The organism is Sutcliffiella sp. NC1, from assembly GCF_027594365.1.
In the GTDB taxonomy this organism is placed as follows: Bacteria; Bacillota; Bacilli; order Bacillales; family Bacillaceae_I; genus Sutcliffiella; species Sutcliffiella cohnii.
Map to the genome: position 1 here is coordinate 4,871,363 of NZ_CP115153.1, position 19,222 is coordinate 4,890,584.

Genomic DNA, 19,222 nt, shown 5'->3' on the forward strand with positions numbered 1-19,222 from the left:
ATAAAGTATATGAAATATATTGGAAAGTAACTAATCTTTTAGTAAAAGGAGATACTATTTAATTTAATAATGAAGAAAACCCCTTCAACGATGTATGAAGAGGTTTGTGTTCTAGTAGGAATACACTTAGATGTTTTTTCTAATTTCTGCGTGGATCAAGACCTGTCCCTCTGTCCACTTATTTCAGTTGTCCATTTCCTTTAATGATGTATTTTGTTGAGGTTAGGGCGTTTAGTCCCATTGGGCCACGAGCATGTAGTTTTTGGGTGCTTATTCCGATTTCGGCACCAAAGCCAAATTCAAAGCCATCTGTAAATCTAGTAGAGGCGTTGTGATATACAGCTGCTGCATCCACTTCATTTAAAAATTGTTCTACATTTTCAACAGAAGAAGAAATAATTGCTTCTGAGTGTTTCGTTCCGTAATGATTTATATGTGTAATAGCAGCCTCTACGTTTTCAACTACTTTTACTGCTAATTCTAATCCTAAATATTCTGTTTCCCAATCTGCTACACTAGCCGGAATTATATCCAAACCAGTGTGCTGTACTGTTTCATCTCCATGAATATGGACATCTTTATCTCTTAAAGCAGTACATAAGTGTACTAAATGTTTCGATGCCCATTCTTTATGAACTAGGATTGTTTCACATGCGTTACATACAGACGGACGTTGTGTTTTCGCATTAATGGCGATATCAATTGCCATTTTTGGATCAGCCGTTTCATCGATATAAACATGACAATTTCCAGCACCGGTCTCTAATACAGGAACGGTTGCATGTTGTACTACTGTTTGAATTAGCTGTGCGCTACCGCGTGGAATTAAAACGTCGAGATATTCATTTAACCGGAACATTTCAGAAGCTGTCTCCCGACTTGTATCTTCCAATAACTGAACAGACTCAACAGGAAGTTCACTTAACTGAAGGGCATGTTGGATTACCTTTACAATCGCTTTATTAGAATGGATTGCTGTTGAACTTCCGCGAAGCAGCACCGCGTTACCGGTTTTTATACAAAGGCTTGATGCATCTACTGTCACATTTGGTCTAGCTTCATATATCATGCCAATAACCCCTAGTGGTACTCGAATTTGTGAAATATGAAGGCCGTTCGGACGTTCCCATTCCTCTAATAATTCACCAACTGGGTCGTTCAGCTTTGTTAACTGTATGAGAGCATCTGCCATATCTTGAAGACGCTTGTCATTTAACTTTAAGCGATCTAATAAGGCGTCACTCATTCCATTTTCTTTTCCAGTGATAATATCTTTCTCATTTTCTACTAAAATAAAGGCTTGTTCTTTCATTAGCTGTTCTGCCATTATTTGAAGTGCTTTATTTTTTTGCTCTGTCGTTGTTTTAGCTAATATAGTAGCAGCCTCTTTCGCCTTTCTACCTTTTTGAATTAACTCTTGACTACGGTTTGCTTGGAAAAGTCCACTCATCCTACATTCTCCTTTCTGTTTGACTGACCCAATTATCTCTATGGATGACTACTCTATGGTTACTATTTGCAATCGTCATCGCTTCTGCGCTTGATAAGCCTTTAATGTCGATTAACTGATTGGAGGAGAAATTCACTTTTCCTTTACCAATCGTTTTCCCTTTTCCGTTAATTACTTCCACGACATCATTCACGTGAAAGTTTCCATAAATATTTGTTACACCAGCAGGTAGAAGGCTTTTCCCTTGCCTTACAATCGCACCTACTGCACCTTCGTCGACCTCTATTTTTCCACTTGGAACAGAATGAAGTGCTAGCCATTGCTTTGACGTTTTCACGATAGGTTGAGAGTCACTACCAATGTAAGTCCCATCTCCTTTTCCAGCAAGAATATCTACTAGTTTTTCACTTCCAGAACCTGATCCGATAAATACTTTTACCCCTAAATCCAGTGCCGTTTTTGCAGCTTCTATTTTTGACTTCATCCCTCCAGTACCTACGTTTGATCCCGCTCCAGATGCGCCCTTTAACAATTCATCATTAATTTCAAATAGAAAATTATACTTTTTCGCATTTGGATTTGTACGTGGGTTTTGATCATATATTCCATTTATATCTGTTAAAATGATTAAAAAATCAGCCTGAACGAGGCCACTCACTAGCGCTGATAGCATGTCATTGTCCCCGAATGTTAATTCTTCCACCGACACTGAATCATTTTCATTAATAATTGGTAGAACATCGCGATGTAAAAGCTCCGATAATGTGGCATATGCGTTGTTATATTGATCTTTATGCAAGAAGTTTTGTCTTGTTAATAATAATTGGGCAGCAACAATGCCATGTCTGCTTTTAAATTCTTCTGTATATCCCCTTATTAATAATCCTTGTCCTACTGCTGACGCTGCTTGCTTGCCAGCAATTGTTGTCGGACGAGAGGAATAGCCAAGATCAGCAAACCCAGCTGCCACCGCACCAGATGAAATGAGAATAACTTCATGCCCTAATTCTTTTAATTCCGCAAGAGCATCCACATGCTCACATAATTTCTCATTACTAAGTCCACCGTTCCTATTCGTTAAAGAACTACTGCCAATTTTGACTACAATTCTTTTCTTCTTCATTTCTCGTTCACCACCTTAATAATATAATAAAAAAAGCCCTTCCATCCCCATAAAAAAGGACGAAAAAGCTCCGTGGTACCACCTTCATTAATATTAGACTTCATCTAATATTCACTCTATTTTCCTTTAACGTAGGAAATCGGTTAGGTTTTGCCTAACAAGCTCGAGGGATAGGGTTCAATAGCATTGCAAGTATGTAAAACCTTTCAGCCGGTGGATTTTACTCTCTTTTACTTGAGAACTACTTACTAGGTCCCTGTCATTACTTTTTTTAAATATAGTATCTAAATTAAATACAACCTCAAATATATTAAAAAATATTATGGACTGAAAACGGCTTTCTGTCAATATTGTGGTGAAAGGCACTTTTGGGGGATTATTGGAACTATCCCTAAAAATGGGGATTCAGCAAATGAATATGGACCTTAATACGATACAATTAAAACTCCTCTTTTTCAAATAGTATAAAGCCCATTAATGATTTATCCTCTTTTAAATTCCAATCAATAAAAATATCCTTTATAGGGCGAAGAAAAATTTCATTAAATTTCCCATGTCGATGGAAATACTTTTTCTCCAGTTCATCCTTTGTTATCTTTAATTCCTCTTTATAGCCTTTTGCAATTAGAGCTTTTTCAATAGGAACTAATAGACCTTTCCTCTCTAATAAATAAATAGTTTTTGACAATGGATAGACGATAATTTGTTCGGGAACTTTTTGTACCAATTTACTAATTCGAGCTGCTTCTTGCGCTAATTCCTCTAGTTCTACTCTATCATCTATGCTGTCCTGTATATCCTCCTCTTCCTGTACATCTTCACTTTCTTTTAACTTAAACATTAATATTCCAGAGTTATTAGGAAAGTTCCAATCATGGTAGCTTTCCTCAACATCTCGTTCAATTGTTAACCTAATAACTCCAACGAGCTCCTTTATCAAATGCTCAATTATAATAGTTCTAGCTTTATCAACTTGGTCCCTTTGTCCTTGTTGCATAAGAACCTCTTCCATCGGTGATAAAAAGCCTTTTATGTAAATAACTAAATGGCTGTTTTTAAGCGTTGTTTGGCAAGATTGAGGTCCACGACCAAAGTTCTTTCTTAACAATTTACTTGTATAACTACTTAAAAAGTTTAATGGATCTTTGCTCAATTATATCTTCACTACCTTTCCTACATTATTATAAAAATAACTATGTACTAACCCTTTATTCGCTCTCTTAATCGTGCGTTAGTACTATTATTGACTACTATAGTAATACTATTACTATAGGGAGAAATATTTTGTTAATAGTTATATCTATATATATGGTTAATTAGGATGAAAAAAACTTTCATCACCTACCTTCAAAAATGAAAAAAAGCCAAAATAACAAGAAGAATATGTTTCTCCGAGTTATTTTGCCTATTTTAAAAATTACTATGTTAAATAGAATATGATATATTTTCGATCCTTAATATAATCCGAAATAATAAATATACTGCCTATTTGTCTACCTAGCTGCTCTTCTAAATATTCTTTTTGGTTATAGTATTTCCTTTTAATCTCAATAGCTCTTTCGTGCAATATATCTAAATGCCCTTTATCAAAGAGTAAATCTTCAACTTGTAACAACACACCGTTACATTCTATTGCTAGTAAATTTTGTGAAAGCTTGATAACTTCCATGTTAGAAGGATATTTGTGAAGCCTTGAACTCACATTTTTTATTGATTGGATAATTTGTTCCTTTTCATATGTATTACCAATACTGTCATACCATCCTAATTTATGAGTAATTTCAAATATTATTAGTCCAGAGTTAGATGTGAAATCCCAATCACTGAAATAAGAGTCGAAATTAATTCCAGTTGCTAATAACGCTACATCTAAGTATTCAGTAAAAACTTGCTCCATTACTTCTGATCGAAAGGCAATAGCTAGTTTCTTTTTCCCTTTGCTTAATAAAACCTCTTCGGCAGGAGTCATGAATTTACGAACATAAATGATAAGTCTATTCGAATGTATAATTGCAAAACATGTTTCTGGACCTTTACCAAACCTTTTTTTAAGCATTTTACTCATTGTACTACTCAACTGTAGGAGGGTATCTTGATTTTTAGTATGTAAGATATTCAACTCGACTTAGCCTCCTTTTCTTAAAAAAATAGTTAATACACATTTTTTTCCATAATAAAAAAGGCCTAACCTCTAATAAGAAGTTAGGCCACGGAAAGACAGTCTATTTAAAATAGTATCTCCCATTTACCAATCAATAATTGTACGTTATAAAATTATATTAAAATAATATGTTGAATAGCATGCATATGTTACAAAATTTCAAGTCAAAGTTAACCAATGACAGTAAGACATTAGTCTTTTTCATTTTACCATTCTTTTTTATCTCTAGCAATACTTTACTCACAGACTGGTAGGTTTATTTCGACAGCTGTCCCTTTTTGGTCCGTTACAAATGTTATAGTACCATAATGGTCATCTATTATTTGTCTACTAACGATTAGGCCTAAACCTGTTCCACCTTTTTTCGTTGTAAATCTGGAATGGCCTATTTTCCCCAATAGATCTAGAGGTATCCCCAAACCTTCATCTTTAATTCGAATTAATATTGTATCATCCCCATTATTACGAGCCTCCACCAGTACTTTCCCACCTTCGGGCATAGCTTCTATCGCATTTTTCAAAAGAGAGATAAATATGAGTTTTAATTGATTTTTATCCCCGTATATTTTAGATTTCGTAAATATAAACTCTTCTTCAAACTCTATATTATTTAAATATGCTTGATGTTTCAGTAATGTAAGTACTTCGGAAAGTAATTCTCTCATACTATACATACCTATATCTCTATTGTTAGACAACATTAGCATAGAAAGCTCTCTTAACACTAAATCTAATCGAGCTAATTCACTTTCTACTAGTTTGTAATACTCTTTGTATCCATATCCTCTTTTTATTAATTCAACAAACCCTTTAATTATTGTAATATTGTATTGAATATCGCGAGAAAATTCAGCTACTAGTTGAGCTGCGACAGTATTTTTTTCAACTAAGGACTTCCATTCCTCCTCAGCCTTTAATGTTCCTTCTTTTTGCTCTTCGAAGTCTTTCGTGTGAAACACAAGATAAAGCCCAATTTGCTCTTCACTTTCATAGATTGGAATAATTGTCACATTTAACTCCGTTGAAACGGGTTCATTTTTTTTATAAAAGGGAATTACTCTACTCGTCACCCTATCCTTTGTAAAATAGGAGCCAAAAGATAATAAAGTATAGGCATTCATTCTCATCAATTCCGGTTTTGTGTACCCTAATACGGTTTCACTTTTCCTACTTGCATATAAAATCCCTCCCTGTAAATCTACGATTAAAAAGGGATCTTTCTGCTCATTCACTATCGAAATACTGTTCGTTTTATTATGAGTTTGAACGTATTGTTGTAGAAGTTGTTTCTTTATTAAAAGGCTGTTTTCCATTTTTCCCTTCCTTCCGATAAATTTTGACAAAATAAAAGCCCAATAAGACAGGAATTAGGATTCCAATCTTATCGGGCTTAGAATTCTAGCTTTATAATCTAGAAAGCATTACCTTTATAATAAAATGTTTTTTAAAGATTCATAATCAAATAAGCAAGAGCATTCGACTCTTACTCACGATAATAGTACTACTTTTAGAAATATTTAGCAAGTGTAGACTAGGTCTTTGTCCACTTACAACGAACCTGAAAGCTTACAAAATATTCTCTTGTTTATCTGCAATGCCCATTGCTATCCAACTTTCAGCTCCGAATCCTCATAGTTGTTGGCTCTCTTATGTTTAATAAGTTGCCAGACAAACCAAGCTAGCACTGCCAACCAAATTACCATTCCTAGGATCAGAGAAATACGATAATCCAAGTTAAAGCCTTCTGGTGCATAGAAGAAATATGTACTTACTACCGCTGTCATGAATAAAGCTGGAATACTACAAATCCAATGAAACTTGTTATTTTTAACAAGGTACATGGCTGCCGTCCACAACATTACCGCAGCAACGATCTGATTCGTTCCACCAACATATCGCCAGAGAAAACTATAATCAATTGTAGTTAAATATAGCGTTGTTCCTAATACCGGGATGATAAGTAAAGCTACTTTCCCTTTCCCATGAAAATCTTTCTTCGTCAATTGAGTCAATAATTCCGCAAGCATCATTCTGGAGGAACGTAATGCCGTATCACCAGTAGTAATTGGAAGAACAACAATACCTAAAATTGCGATGAATCCGCCAAATGCACCTAGTGTAGTAATACTGATTTCATTAACGACCCCAGCTGGACCTCCTGCTGCCAATGCTGTTTGCAACGCACCCGTACTACCAAAGAAGGTCATACCTGCCGCTGCCCAAATCATGGCAATAACACCTTCACCAATCATTGCTCCATAGAATACTTTTCTACCTTCACTTTCTTTTTTTAATGTTCGAGCTAAAATCGGACTTTGTGTACTATGAAATCCTGAAATTGCTCCACAGGATATCGTTACCATTAATAAAGGCCAAATCGGCATTTCTCCTGGATGTAAATTACTTAACGTTAAATTTGGGATTGAATGATCAAAAAAGAACATTCCGATACCAATTGATACAGCCATGAAAATTAAAATAGCTCCAAAAATAGGATACACTCTTCCTATTATTTTATTGATTGGTAAGATTGCCGCAAGTATAAGATAAGCAAAAATAATAACTAACCAAGTTGTAGAGTTAAGTGGTGTTATTTGCGTAAGTAGCTGGGCAGGTGCTGCAGTAAATGCTGCTGCCACCAACACCATTAAAATAATCGAAACAATCGTTGTAACGAATTTCATTTTACCGCCCAAATATTTACCGACAAGAGTCGGAAATTGTGCTCCATTATGTCTTAGCGATATCATCCCCGAAAAGTAATCATGTACCGCTCCAGCAAAAATACAGCCGATAACAATCCATATAAAAGCTACTGGACCATAAAGTGCGCCCATTATTGCACCAAATATCGGACCGGTTCCAGCGATATTCAAAAGCTGAATTAAACTCGCTTTCCACCAACTCATTGGCATATAATCAAGACCGTCGTTGTTTGTATAGGCAGGTGTTGAATTCTGGTCATTAATGCCAAAAATTCGTTCAACCACCTTCCCGTAAACGATATAACCGACAATTAACAACACAATAGATGCAATAAAAGTAACCACCGCTGAACCCCCCCTTTTTCAGAAAATTAATTATAATGATATAATTATTGGAAAGAAAAATCAATGATCTTTTCCAAATTTTTAGATATTTCTATCTTTTCTAGTAGTAACTTCACATTTTGTTCAATTATTCAATAAGATAACCTAGTAGAAGAAGTGGTTTACCTACGTTTTGTCAGACTTTTATGTGGATTTTATATGCTGTTTTATCGTAGTCCAACGCACTATTTTAAATAAAAAAACGAGGTACCCATCATCTAGAATGAAAAGGTATCTCGTTTATTTTTGTTAACTATAGTTTTGTCTTAGGTTCTTTTCTATTTATTTGTTCCTTTACCAAAATAATTTTTTCTGTTACTTTACATTTACTTATGATACGGTTTTAAGCAACTTTAAATATAATCTCTTAACAAACACTTCGAATACAGCACTCAGAACGTGTCAAGCTATCCTCTCATAAAGTGATAAGTAAAACAGCACTATACTTTGGAGGAAAGAGAATGAACCCTATGTATAACTATCGAACCAATCCGCAAATAACACATAATGGACCGATGCAAGTTATTGTCATTGAACCTTTCGTATATGAAGCGCTACGCAGTCTAATAGGAAAAAGGGCCGTCCTTGATACGACACGTGGTTCCGTTAGTGGAATGGTTGTTGATGCAAAGCTTGATCATGTTGTCATTCAAGAGCATGATTCTACATTCTTTGTTCGTCTATCAGAAATCGTTTGGATAATGCCTGAATCCTAAACCTATCCATGCTTCTCATCAGCTACAACTTAAGAACATAAAGTCTTTTTAAACAGGACTAATCACATGTGCTTTTTTTTAATAGATAGCCAGGGACGCCCTGATTGTGGTTCAAGGTATGGTTCTGGCTATCACTACATATATCAACTTTTATTTTGTTTAAAAACCCCATTTATTATTGATACAGTTCACTGTATCTAATCATAATGAGATTTTTTTCTCCTGAACGGCGTTCCCTGTTGAAAGCCTTTCTTCCAATAGTTTAGTTTCATTCTTATAAAAGAATGCCTCTTGTTAGACTTATTAACTATTCATCGTATTTAAAAAGTCTCCTAATAAATCTTCTAAATCTTCATCTTTTTCTCCCTCCTTCTCATTTAATTGTCCTTTTGTATTTTGGCTTGCCGTTTCCCAATCGAATGATAGTAAATCGTCATCCATTTCGTTTGCTTCCACTTTAATCGCTAACTCTGTAGCTTCAGAATTTTGGTGGTCCTCATATTTAATAGATTCCTGCATCTCCTCTTGTGAATATAACGTGTAATTATCATTAACATCACTACTATTTAAGGATACTAGTAAGGAAGTTGCCCGAACCGGATTGGATAATAATTGAAAGAGAATACTACCTAGTAATGCTTCGGAATGTTCATGTTTAAGCCAATCTTGCTGTGATTTACTTAGCCGTTTTGGTAAGGGAATAGTAATAGACTCTCGTTCTTTTTTACTTGACCTTCCGACTCCTTCCATTACAAAATCCGCTATTTTACTAGAGAAATTTCTCCTTTCATTCTCTTTTAGCCTCTGCAAATGCTTTAATAAATAATCAGGTGTATCTGAAGGGATGCGAAAAGAAATCGTTTGTCCCCTTTTTACCTCTACATTATTAGATTTTTCCATTGCCTAGTTCTTTACAGGTTCTTTCGCTTTTTTCTTTTGCTCTGTTTTTCGCGTAAAATCCATAATTAATTTATAATAAGCATTTGCCATCATCCAAATACTTTCTTTTTCATCTTCAAAGAAGTCAATATTGTAACCATCTAAACTATTATTTAGTGCTTTGATGTACTCCTTTAAAACGTTTGATCCGCCACCTACAAAATAGCAAATTTCTGTTTGGGAATTTTTTTGCCACGTATTACGTAGTAAGCGATACTGCTTTTTCGCTAATTCTAAAAGGATACGATCGGTAATATCATGCACACTTGTTCGACTACCTTTCACCATGATATGGTTACGGTCATTTTTCTTTGTTATGATTTCTACAACATCTCGCCGACTATCTAACTCTACACCATGTTTCGAACGAATTTCTTCTCTGATTGCCTCAAGCGATTCTGACACACCAAGATTAAATCCTTGCGCTTTGTCATCGTCTACATTTCGATTTTTAATAACGGCGATGTCCGTTGATAGTCCACCAATATCTTGAATCACAATACGTTTATCAATTAAGTCTTTATTAATTACTTTTAAATCGCTATCCATTACTAGGTTAATATAGGCAGCAAAACCTTCAGGATATACTTTTACATCGTTAAACTTAATATTTACTTTTAAACCTTTGTATTTAGGTGTAACTAAAAACTCTACTAGGTGAACCGAGCCCATTAATTTGGATCGATATCCAGCATCTTTCCCTTCTTTTACTTCTCGAAGCGGTAGACCAGTACCTAATGTATAGTTAGCATCTATAATATTTTTGTTTCTTTGGAAGAACTCTTTATTCTCGTCTCTTACTGCATCTAATGCCAATGTGGTTAAAAGCATGATTATTGTTTGGTCTTCTTCTGATTTACTGCTTCCTGGATCAAGCTCAGTTGCATTGTTACTTTTCGTAGCTAAATGGCCAACTCGGTAAATTGCATTGTTCTCTTTTAGGGCAGGTGAGTGAATTTTAATATTTATTCCTTCTAACGGATTTTTTTCATTCAAATCTTCTATTCCAATTACAGGTCGTTCTTCCGTATCTATTGCCACAATATTCGGTATATTCAACTCGTAATCTAACTCTCCTAAAATGGCCTTAATAGAGTCATTCCCAACATCAATTGCTGCAATTCTAGATTTCATTTTCTACCATTCCCTTTCGTTTGCGAATTTTATGAAACATCTTTCTTAAAAATAGTACGAAAGGATAATAGATTCTATTGTGGCATAAAATGAAAGATTACAAAACTGTAAACCTGTAAACATATCGTAAACTTCCCTTTCACCGCATACATTCTCGTATACTTGTTTACAAAAATGTATACATCTCTTGAAATCAACAAGTATGCATGTTTGTATACTTGTTTACACTTTTGAATACGAAGACTCTTGTAGCCTTATATGTATACTGTTTTTAAAGATAGAGCTTTAATACAACTTGTTGTACAAAACCAACTGGTGTGGGTTTTGTATTCTAATCGAAAAAGGTACTTGCCCCCAGCACACTAAAATTTAGTGTCGAGGGGTAAGTACCTATAATGCAAAAAAATGAACATACCAACATATACTATGTTAGTTAGCCTTTTTTTATTTTACAAAGATTCTTACTTATAAAATGATGAAATACCCACGTTTTTTTACCTTATCTACTTATGGTACGGTTCTCCTCGATTAATTCGAAAAGCTCGATAAATTTGTTCTAAAAGAATTAATCTCATTAATTGATGTGGAAACGTCATTTTCGAAAATGATAAGGTGTCGTTCGCACGTTTCATTACTTCTCCACTCAGCCCTAACGATCCACCGATTATAAAGGCTATTTTGCTTTTCCCGTAGGTTGCTAATTTATCTATTTCAGAAGCAAGTTGTTCAGAGGAGCGTTGCTTCCCTTCGATCGCCAGCGCTATTACATATGTATCATCGGAAATTTTACTTAAAATCCGTTCCCCTTCTTTTCCTTTTACTTGCTCCATCTCTGCTTCACTTAGCTGTTCTGGTGCTTTTTCATCTGGAAGCTCGATTACTTCCACTTTCGCATATATACTTAATCTTTTTAAATATTCCTCTATTCCTTGCTTTAAATATTTTTCTTTTAGTTTTCCAATTGTAATAATTGAGATATTCACAACTAATCCTCACTTTACAAACAGGTTGTCCACAAAAGTTATTCACATATCCACAAAATCTATCCACATTTAGTAGGCGAATATTAGTTCCCTACCATATATGTCGCCACGTTTTGACAAAATTCACAAGTTGTTGATAACTTTTCTTCTTCTGGTACTAGTGCTAGTGGAGGTGCTTCCTCCTGTTGATCTATATACATTTCCATCGCAAGTTCGATATGTTCTTCACAACATTTAACCATTTTATCCACAATCCTTTCATTCGACAATTTTCACCTCATTTAGGTTACCACTTATCCACATCTTAATAAAGTTTTAAACAGAAAACTTATATTAAATAGGAAAAGAGAGTGAAAACACTCCCTTTAATAACCTGATTCGGTTAATTGTATCGATGTATTTTGTCTTTCTCTACCTCTATAAAACGTCACATTCATTTCTTCGCCGACTTGCTTTTCATTATATAAATGTTTACGTAATTCAATAACATCATATATTGGATCTCCATCCAATTCAACAATCACATCGTATTGTTGTAAACCTGCACGAGAGGCTGGTGAATTACCTGCAATATTTGTTATATAAACACCATAGTTTACATCGTTCGGTAGCTTTAATGTTTGTTGCCAATGATAGCTCGGAATATCAGCTAATGACCCAATACTAACACCGAAATACGGGCGTTGAACTTCGCCGAATTCCTCTAAATCGTTAATAATTGGGATTACTGTATTCGCCGGAATAGAAAGTCCTATTCCTTCTACCGCTTCTTGTGCAATTTTCATTGAATTTACGCCAATTACTTGCCCTTGAATATTGACTAATGCTCCACCACTATTACCTGGATTAATTGCTGCATCCGTTTGCATCACGTCTGCATGCCAATCTGGGTTCCCATCACGATCAATATCAACAGGGATACTCCTATCCGTTCCAGATATAATTCCTTGTGTTACGGAACCTGAAAATTGTAATCCTAACGGGTTTCCTATCGCTATTACGGGTTCCCCTGTACGAACATTGTCTGAATTACCAAATGTCGCAACTTTCGTCACAAGTGAATCCTCCATAACTAACACTGCAAGGTCTGTCCATGGATCTTCTCCTAACACTTCGGCAGGTACTCGTGTTCCATCCACTAAACTGACCTCTACCGTCGTAGCTCCTTCAATTACATGATAATTTGTTACGACATAAGCACGGCCATTTTCCTTTTTGTAAATAACACCAGAACCTGTACCAGCCTCTCCTTCTTCCGATGCTACTTCATTTTGCCAAAACGATGCATGTTGAATATTAATTACCCCAACAACAGCCTCTGCTACTCCATCTACTATTTCTGTTATTTCTGTCGAGACATTTACTGAAACGTTGCGAACTTCTGCTGGCATTCTGTCCACATTACCGTTTTGTCTCGATTCTCTCTCTTCAATCGCAGCTAGATTTTGCCGATCATTCCCGAAAAGATTAGGAAATGCGACGAGAACGATAAAGCCAGCTAAAGCTAAACCGATTAGAGTAGGTATTAAGTAACCACCTCGATTTCCTTTTTGCTTTTTGTTTTTGTCCTTTACATGCTGATCATAATATCCCACGTATTAACCTTCCTTTCAGAAAAAACGCCCGTTACATATCCGCTTATTCTGAGGAAAACTTTCCGATTTACTCTCTCTTCCTGACAGTACTTCTTAATTTAAGTATGTTTCCAACTGTGCTTTCAAGGAGAAAATAACCAAAAAGAAAGGCGCAAAAGCCAAAGACTTTTACACAAAAGCTAGCGGTGTCGGAACTGTTGGATCTGTATCGTACAGTTCTACTTGCTCCCCTACAACAATGTTTCTTGTTTGTAGCGTCTGCGTAACGGACATTTTCGCTAAATCTTTCATGTTATTATCTTGACTTAAATGCGCCAAATAAATACGTTTCGTTTTATCTCCAATTACATCTGCCATTGCTAGTGCGGCATCCTCATTTGATACGTGCCCCACATCACTTAAAATTCTACGTTTTATACTCCAAGGATAACGGCCCATTTGTAGCATTTGAACGTCGTGATTGCTTTCAAATACATACACATCCGCATCACTTATTACACCCTTCATACGGTCGCTTACATAGCCTGTATCGGTTATAACTACTAACTTCTTTGCTCCATCATGAAAGGCAAAGAACATTGGCTCAGCAGCATCATGAGATACACCAAACGATTCAACCTGCAAGCTCCCAAATGCTTTCGCCGCTCCTGTATCAAAAATAAATTTTTGGTCAACAGGAATTACACCAATATTACTTTCCATCGCTTTCCACGTTTTTTCATTTGCATATATAGGTACGTTATATTTACGAGCAATAACGCCAAGTCCTTTTATATGGTCACTATGTTCATGAGAAACAAGAATTCCTGATAAACCGTCTACTTTTTTACCAATTTTATCGAACAGTTCTTGCATTTTTTTACCGCTTAAACCTGCATCTATTAATAATGAATGCTGATCATTTTCAACATATATTGCGTTTCCTGTGCTGCCACTTGCAAGCACGCTAAACTGCATGCTCATACCTTCTCACTCCAATTTTCGATTTTCTCTTTTGATGACTTGTCCTTCAAATGCATTCACAAAAAAATCTTGTTCACCGTTTATTTCAATAAACCAAGTAGGCGTTAAAATATGAGAATTTGGTAGTTCAACAATTGGATAATAACCTAACTCCACGTCTGTAATACTACTACTAGGTTTTAATTCGCTATTGTAATATAAATTTTCTAACGCTTTTATTGCCGTAATCGTATCTTGTGGTTCATCCATCGGTTCAATATTATCAATAAATGTCTGGTCATACGATACGATATGGTTATCCTCATTTAAGTTAAAAACAACCATACCACCTACATTACGATAAATAAATTTATTATCATACTTTTGGAAAAAAGTAATGGAGCTTGCTTCTTCCTCTATCGCCCATAAATCATACTGATCTCCTAATAAAACATGCTCAGTCAAAATTTGAAGCAATCTCGCTTCTAGATTTGTTTCAGTAAGTTCAATAGGCTCCTCAAACATGCTAAATAAGTGAGTAGAATCAATCACAATTGCTTCCTGACCTAACTCCTCTAAAATTTCTATATCTTCCTCTGAAAAAGGACGGCTTATTCCTCCTAAAAAGCTTGCACTAACAGATTCTTTCGGTATATCACCTATAATAATTTCATCTACTTCAAACTTCTCTTCGATGGATGCTTCTGTAATAATATCAAGTTGACTACTTTCACGTTTTTCTACAAGGTGATACCCTAAAAATATATTAAGAATGAGAAACGTAAAGATGAAAATGGTTTTTGTTTTCCTCCAATCCATTCTACATTCCTCCTAAGTCTTCTTTTGGTTGAAAGCTAATTTTATACCAATTATCACGATATTGATACATCCATATCGGTTCTAAAATAAATACCGGCTCATAAATCGTATCTCTTTTCAACTCATATCCAATTCTTAAATCTTGTAGGTTTTCAATTTCAAATCCAGGATTTCTTTTTAATTCTGCTAATGCAATATTTGAATTTGGTAACGTAACAGAAGCTACTTCGTTTCTAATGGTATATTTTAATTCAAACAAAGGCCTTACGTATTCATAAATTTCGTTATTCCGCCAGATTTGTACAATCTCCGTCAAACCTTGAGTATTAATAACTGGATATCCATTTACATGTAGTCGAAACACAGATGTATGGTCTCGAAAGTCTCTCTTCCAACCCGCAAATAAATATTTATCTGTCCAACCACTATGCTCATTGATAAAATCTATACTTGATTCAATTATTTTAAAATCAGATGTATTCATTGCATCCGCATTAACTGGATTAACATATTGAAGTCTTGCATAGTTTTGGTCAATGGTCATGAGTCGATATCCATCCGTATAAACTTCTTCTGAGCCTGTTTCCTCTTTAGTCACTCTACTCGGATCACTAAATAAGGCATTTTTAAAGTTTTCTGGTGAGTATAGATCTGCAAAATAATGCATGCGATTTAATTTTTTTTCTCCAAACGGCGCAAAAATGTCTTTCGTTGGTGAAATATCAATTTTACGATAGGCATCATATCTTACAGATGGACCAAAAAAGCTACGATCAACCATTAACAGATCTAAATTATGAACGAACGCTCGATAAATAAGACGTTCATCATAATTTACTAGATGAATAGTTGGATTTTCTTTGTTCCCGTCAACATCAATTACTACTCGATCTACTGATACGTTCGGAAAATCTACATCTTCTTGAAATTGTATAAAACGATTTAATGTTGATAGAGGGATTTCATCCGGTAAAACTACTTCAATTTTTCCTTTTCCGTGCATAAAGGAAGTAAAATCTTCTTGTGCGACTAGCGGAGAAATTTGTTCTATTGCTTGAACTCTCCACCTCTTTATTTCCTTCACTAACCGTTCTATTTCCTGTTGTTCCTCTGTTCCGTAATGTATACCATCATGATGAAAAAGTATTTTCATCGGTCTTATTAACGTTGATATATCATATTTATCTTTGATCGCTACATCTTGTATAAGTTCTTCTCTTCCGATGTATTCATAGGCAGGCTGGTACGTCCATATATTCCAAGTTAGCAATAAACTAACGAGAACGAGTATAGTTAATATAATCGATTTAATATTTTCGTATGTCATGTCCAGTCATCCTCTTGATTATCAATTAAAGGCAAAGTAAAAAATATAGAAGTGCCTTTTCCTTCTTCACTTTTCGCCCAAATTCTACCGTCATGTGCCTCAATCATTTCTTTTGCAATCGCAAGGCCTAACCCTGTACCACCAAGTTTTCTCGTTCTCGCCTTATCAACACGGTAAAAACGATCAAAGATTTTATCAAGATCTTTTGCAGGTATACCGACTCCTTCATCACTAATACAAATTTCAACATGTTGCTGTTGTACTTTTAAATGAAATGTAACTGTACCGCCTTCAGGAGAATATTTCATCGCGTTTGAAATAATATTATCAAGCACTTGTGTAATTTTATCGATGTCTATATAAACGTATATATGCTCATTCGGTAAATCTCGTTGAAACGTTACATCGCTAGATTTTGATAATTCAAAGCGATCAATGACTCGATTTAGAAATGATACAACATCAAAGGAATCTTTTTGTAGCATATAGTCTTTTGAGTCCATTTTTGAAAGTTTCAGCAAATCATTAACTAACCGAATCATTCTTTCTGTTTCTTGCTGAGTTACATCCAAAAATTGAGGAGCAATTTTTTTGTCTTCCCAAGCTCCTTCTGTTAATGCCTCAATATAGCTTCTCATTGTAGTCAATGGAGTCCTTAATTCATGCGATACATTCGCTACAAACTCGCGACGATCTTGATCTATTTTTGCTTGTTCCGTAATGTCATGCAAAACAGTAATTAAACCGTTAATAAACCCAGTTTCTTTTTGGATAACAGAATTAGAAGCTCTCAATATTAATGGACTGTTTTTACTACTAAAATCTAAAATTAAAGAATCCTGTTCGGACATTAATGTTTCAAATGTATGGTCTTCTTCTATTCCTAAAACTTCAACAATCGGCTTTGCTAACACTGTTTCACGTGGAACATTTAGCATTTTTAGCGCGGGTTCATTAATTAATATAACTCTTCCTTTTCGATCCGTTGCAATAACGCCATCTGTCATATGAGATAGTACAGAGCTAAGTTTTCTCCGCTCCCCTTCCGTAGTAGCATTCGCTTCCTGTAATTTTTTGGTCAAATTATTGAAAGACAGAGCTAGCTGGCCTATTTCATCTTCCCCATAAATTTTTACTTTCCGTGAAAAATTACCTTTGGCCATCTCTATTGCTTGTTTTTTCATATCTGACATCGGCCTTGTAATCGTCCTAGCTAACAGAATTCCTAACGCAGCTGTAACAGCTAACGCGATAATTGTACCAGTCGCAAAGATATTGTTGATTTCTCTCATTTGACCGTACACATTTTCCATCGTAGCAATTAAGTATATGGCTCCGATTACCTCTTGGTTGTTCGTTTTTATCGGGGAAACAATAATCCGCATTCGGTTTCCAGTGTTAGGGTCAATAGCAAACTTTTTAGAAGGCGTCCCAACACCTAATGTTTGTTTTACTATTAACTCATTTGTTCGCTTACCGACGTATTTTGATTGGTTGTAAGGATTAGATGTACCTAGCACTTTACTCTGACTATTAATTACACGTACTTCTAATATATCTTCCGAAGTAAAATCTTGTAGTATCCCTCTTATATCTTCTTCGATCGTGTTTGTCGTGTCATCTCTTGTCTTTTTCATTTCTTGCTCAATGTTATAGGCAAGAAGATTAATTCGTTCTTCTAATGAGGTTGAAAAGTTTTCTACTAGCTGCGTTTCTAATTGACGTACGAAATAAACACCGATAATCTGAATGGCTGTTAATATAAGCAACACGTATATTAACACAAACTTTAGATGGATTGATTTAAAAAAACCTACTTTTTTCATCGTGTTTACTCCTGGTCTGAATTACGCAGATAATACCCTACCCCTCGTCTAGTTACAATTGCAGTTGGATTACTTGGATTATCTTCTATTTTTTCTCTTAATCGACGAATCGTTACATCGACTGTTCGAACGTCTCCAAAGTAATCATATCCCCAAACTGTTTGTAACAGATGTTCACGAGTCATGACTTGTCCGATATTTTTCGCTAAATAATGTAATAACTCAAATTCACGATGCGTTAATTCAATCATGTCACCACGTTTTGTTACCATATAAGCACTTGGATGAATAATTAAAGAACCTACTTTAATTTCAGCAGAATCATCTTCTACTTCTGCTGCTTTTTGTTGATGACGACGTAAATTAGCTTTTACTCTGGCAATTAGTTCACGTGTACTAAACGGTTTCGTAACGTAGTCATCAGCTCCTAGTTCTAGACCTAACACTTTATCTATTTCTGAATCCTTTGCTGTTAACATAATAATAGGCATATCATATTTTTTACGAACTTCACGGCACACTTCCATACCGTCCTTTTGAGGTAGCATTATATCTAATAGTATTAAATCTGGCTTAATCTCATCTACTTTCTCTACTGCCTCTTCACCATCATATGCACAATGGACTTCATAGCCTTCCTTTTGTAAGTTAAACATTAATATATCTGCAATTGGCTTTTCATCGTCTACTACTAGTATTCGTTTATCCATAAGTATCTCTCCTTCATCTTTAGCGATAATCTATTTATATTTTTTTATTTGTGTTCATTTTCTCTCTATTAACTTTACCATGTCAACCATTGTAAATCATCTAGTTAACCTATTTGGAAAATATTATTGGTACTTTTATAAGTCTACCTTGAGAATAGCATCGTAGTTTTATGTTAGTCCGTTTCACTTCGCTACAGACACTTGCTTGGTCGACCGTACCGCGACGTCCTGTCGCACGGTCGACACTAGCACATCCTGTGCGTCGCCGCGGGGAGATGTCTAGCTTCGGCGGCTAGGTCCGGCTCAAACTTTCCTTTATCTCCTGCGGAAAAGCTCCAGTTTGATTGGACCTAAGCGAGACGCCTACGCTTTTCATGGAGCCGAGCCTCCCTCTTCTCCCGCAGGAGT

The 19,222-nt window shown here is 35.3% G+C and carries 17 protein-coding genes and 1 other annotated feature; of the genes, 1 reads left to right on the top strand and 16 read right to left on the bottom strand.

The window, feature by feature from the left end; translation table 11 throughout:
* Positions 1-178: 178 nt before the first annotated feature.
* From O1A01_RS25000 to O1A01_RS25025, 6 genes are all read right to left on the bottom strand, one after another.
* Positions 179-1,450, bottom strand: a complete 1,272-nt coding sequence (locus tag O1A01_RS25000) for a glutamate-5-semialdehyde dehydrogenase (RefSeq protein ID WP_270065318.1) — start codon at positions 1,448-1,450, stop codon at positions 179-181.
* Between the two features lies 1 nt (position 1,451).
* Positions 1,452-2,573: a glutamate 5-kinase gene (gene proB, locus O1A01_RS25005; protein WP_270065319.1), complete on the bottom strand. Its 1,122-nt coding sequence runs from the start codon at positions 2,571-2,573 to the stop codon at positions 1,452-1,454.
* A gap of 52 nt (positions 2,574-2,625) precedes the next feature.
* Positions 2,626-2,845, bottom strand: a binding site (T-box leader).
* Between the two features lie 167 nt (positions 2,846-3,012).
* Positions 3,013-3,726 carry a Na-translocating system protein MpsC family protein gene (locus O1A01_RS25010; RefSeq protein WP_270065320.1) on the bottom strand — a complete coding sequence of 238 codons (714 nt, stop codon included), beginning with the start codon at positions 3,724-3,726 and terminating at the stop codon, positions 3,013-3,015.
* A 267-nt stretch (positions 3,727-3,993) separates the two neighbouring features.
* Positions 3,994-4,692 carry a Na-translocating system protein MpsC family protein gene (locus O1A01_RS25015; protein WP_270065321.1) on the bottom strand — a complete coding sequence of 233 codons (699 nt, stop codon included), beginning with the start codon at positions 4,690-4,692 and terminating at the stop codon, positions 3,994-3,996.
* Positions 4,693-4,970: 278 nt separating this feature from the next.
* Positions 4,971-6,047 (bottom strand): ATP-binding protein, encoded by a 1,077-nt coding sequence (locus tag O1A01_RS25020; protein ID WP_270065322.1) that lies wholly within the window; start codon positions 6,045-6,047, stop codon positions 4,971-4,973.
* A 291-nt stretch (positions 6,048-6,338) separates the two neighbouring features.
* Positions 6,339-7,784, bottom strand: coding sequence for a carbon starvation CstA family protein (locus O1A01_RS25025; protein WP_270065323.1), 1,446 nt, complete (start codon positions 7,782-7,784; stop codon positions 6,339-6,341).
* A gap of 500 nt (positions 7,785-8,284) precedes the next feature.
* Between O1A01_RS25025 and O1A01_RS25030 the strand changes: the two genes are divergently transcribed.
* Positions 8,285-8,539, top strand: coding sequence for a YuzF family protein (locus O1A01_RS25030; protein ID WP_084380262.1), 255 nt, complete (start codon positions 8,285-8,287; stop codon positions 8,537-8,539).
* Between the two features lie 303 nt (positions 8,540-8,842).
* Here the strand turns inward: O1A01_RS25030 and O1A01_RS25035 are convergent, their stop codons facing one another.
* The 10 genes from O1A01_RS25035 to yycF all read right to left on the bottom strand — a co-directional run bounded on the left by O1A01_RS25035 (position 8,843) and on the right by yycF (position 18,814).
* Positions 8,843-9,439 carry a hypothetical protein gene (locus tag O1A01_RS25035; protein ID WP_066413556.1) on the bottom strand — a complete coding sequence of 199 codons (597 nt, stop codon included), beginning with the start codon at positions 9,437-9,439 and terminating at the stop codon, positions 8,843-8,845.
* A gap of 3 nt (positions 9,440-9,442) precedes the next feature.
* Positions 9,443-10,612, bottom strand: a complete 1,170-nt coding sequence (locus O1A01_RS25040; RefSeq protein ID WP_270065324.1) for a ParM/StbA family protein — start codon at positions 10,610-10,612, stop codon at positions 9,443-9,445.
* A gap of 503 nt (positions 10,613-11,115) precedes the next feature.
* Positions 11,116-11,595, bottom strand: coding sequence for a 23S rRNA (pseudouridine(1915)-N(3))-methyltransferase RlmH (rlmH, locus tag O1A01_RS25045; protein WP_066413561.1), 480 nt, complete (start codon positions 11,593-11,595; stop codon positions 11,116-11,118).
* A gap of 83 nt (positions 11,596-11,678) precedes the next feature.
* The gene (locus tag O1A01_RS25050) at positions 11,679-11,864 is read right to left on the bottom strand and encodes a CxxH/CxxC protein (RefSeq protein ID WP_066413563.1); all 186 of its coding nucleotides are present in this window, start codon (positions 11,862-11,864) and stop codon (positions 11,679-11,681) included.
* A 96-nt stretch (positions 11,865-11,960) separates the two neighbouring features.
* A complete protein-coding gene (locus O1A01_RS25055) occupies positions 11,961-13,190 on the bottom strand; it encodes a S1C family serine protease (protein WP_066413565.1) in 1,230 nt (409 codons plus the stop codon).
* A 168-nt stretch (positions 13,191-13,358) separates the two neighbouring features.
* A complete protein-coding gene (locus O1A01_RS25060; protein WP_066413568.1) occupies positions 13,359-14,153 on the bottom strand; it encodes an MBL fold metallo-hydrolase in 795 nt (264 codons plus the stop codon).
* A gap of 6 nt (positions 14,154-14,159) precedes the next feature.
* A complete protein-coding gene (locus O1A01_RS25065; RefSeq protein ID WP_066413570.1) occupies positions 14,160-14,951 on the bottom strand; it encodes a two-component system regulatory protein YycI in 792 nt (263 codons plus the stop codon).
* 1 nt (position 14,952) lies between these two features.
* The gene (locus O1A01_RS25070; RefSeq protein WP_270065325.1) at positions 14,953-16,278 is read right to left on the bottom strand and encodes a YycH family regulatory protein; all 1,326 of its coding nucleotides are present in this window, start codon (positions 16,276-16,278) and stop codon (positions 14,953-14,955) included.
* On the bottom strand, positions 16,275-18,104 hold the full coding sequence (gene walK / locus O1A01_RS25075; protein ID WP_066413574.1) for a cell wall metabolism sensor histidine kinase WalK: 1,830 nt from the start codon (positions 18,102-18,104) through the stop codon (positions 16,275-16,277). The genes O1A01_RS25070 and walK overlap by 4 nt, the downstream gene beginning before the upstream one ends.
* A 5-nt stretch (positions 18,105-18,109) precedes the next feature.
* Entirely contained in the window at positions 18,110-18,814 is a 705-nt protein-coding gene (gene yycF / locus O1A01_RS25080; protein ID WP_066413577.1) for a response regulator YycF, read from the bottom strand.
* Positions 18,815-19,222: the final 408 nt, after the last annotated feature.

Coding starts and splice junctions, on each gene's coding strand:
- O1A01_RS25065 (WP_066413570.1), bottom strand. CDS start 14,951: ATGGATTGGAGGAAAACAAAAACCATTTTCATCTTTACGTTTCTCATT.
- O1A01_RS25035 (WP_066413556.1), bottom strand. CDS start 9,439: ATGGAAAAATCTAATAATGTAGAGGTAAAAAGGGGACAAACGATTTCT.
- proB (WP_270065319.1), bottom strand. CDS start 2,573: ATGAAGAAGAAAAGAATTGTAGTCAAAATTGGCAGTAGTTCTTTAACG.
- O1A01_RS25020 (WP_270065322.1), bottom strand. CDS start 6,047: ATGGAAAACAGCCTTTTAATAAAGAAACAACTTCTACAACAATACGTT.
- O1A01_RS25060 (WP_066413568.1), bottom strand. CDS start 14,153: ATGAGCATGCAGTTTAGCGTGCTTGCAAGTGGCAGCACAGGAAACGCA.
- yycF (WP_066413577.1), bottom strand. CDS start 18,814: ATGGATAAACGAATACTAGTAGTAGACGATGAAAAGCCAATTGCAGAT.
- O1A01_RS25070 (WP_270065325.1), bottom strand. CDS start 16,278: ATGACATACGAAAATATTAAATCGATTATATTAACTATACTCGTTCTC.
- O1A01_RS25030 (WP_084380262.1), top strand. CDS start 8,285: ATGAACCCTATGTATAACTATCGAACCAATCCGCAAATAACACATAAT.
- O1A01_RS25000 (WP_270065318.1), bottom strand. CDS start 1,450: ATGAGTGGACTTTTCCAAGCAAACCGTAGTCAAGAGTTAATTCAAAAA.
- walK (WP_066413574.1), bottom strand. CDS start 18,104: ATGAAAAAAGTAGGTTTTTTTAAATCAATCCATCTAAAGTTTGTGTTA.
- O1A01_RS25040 (WP_270065324.1), bottom strand. CDS start 10,612: ATGAAATCTAGAATTGCAGCAATTGATGTTGGGAATGACTCTATTAAG.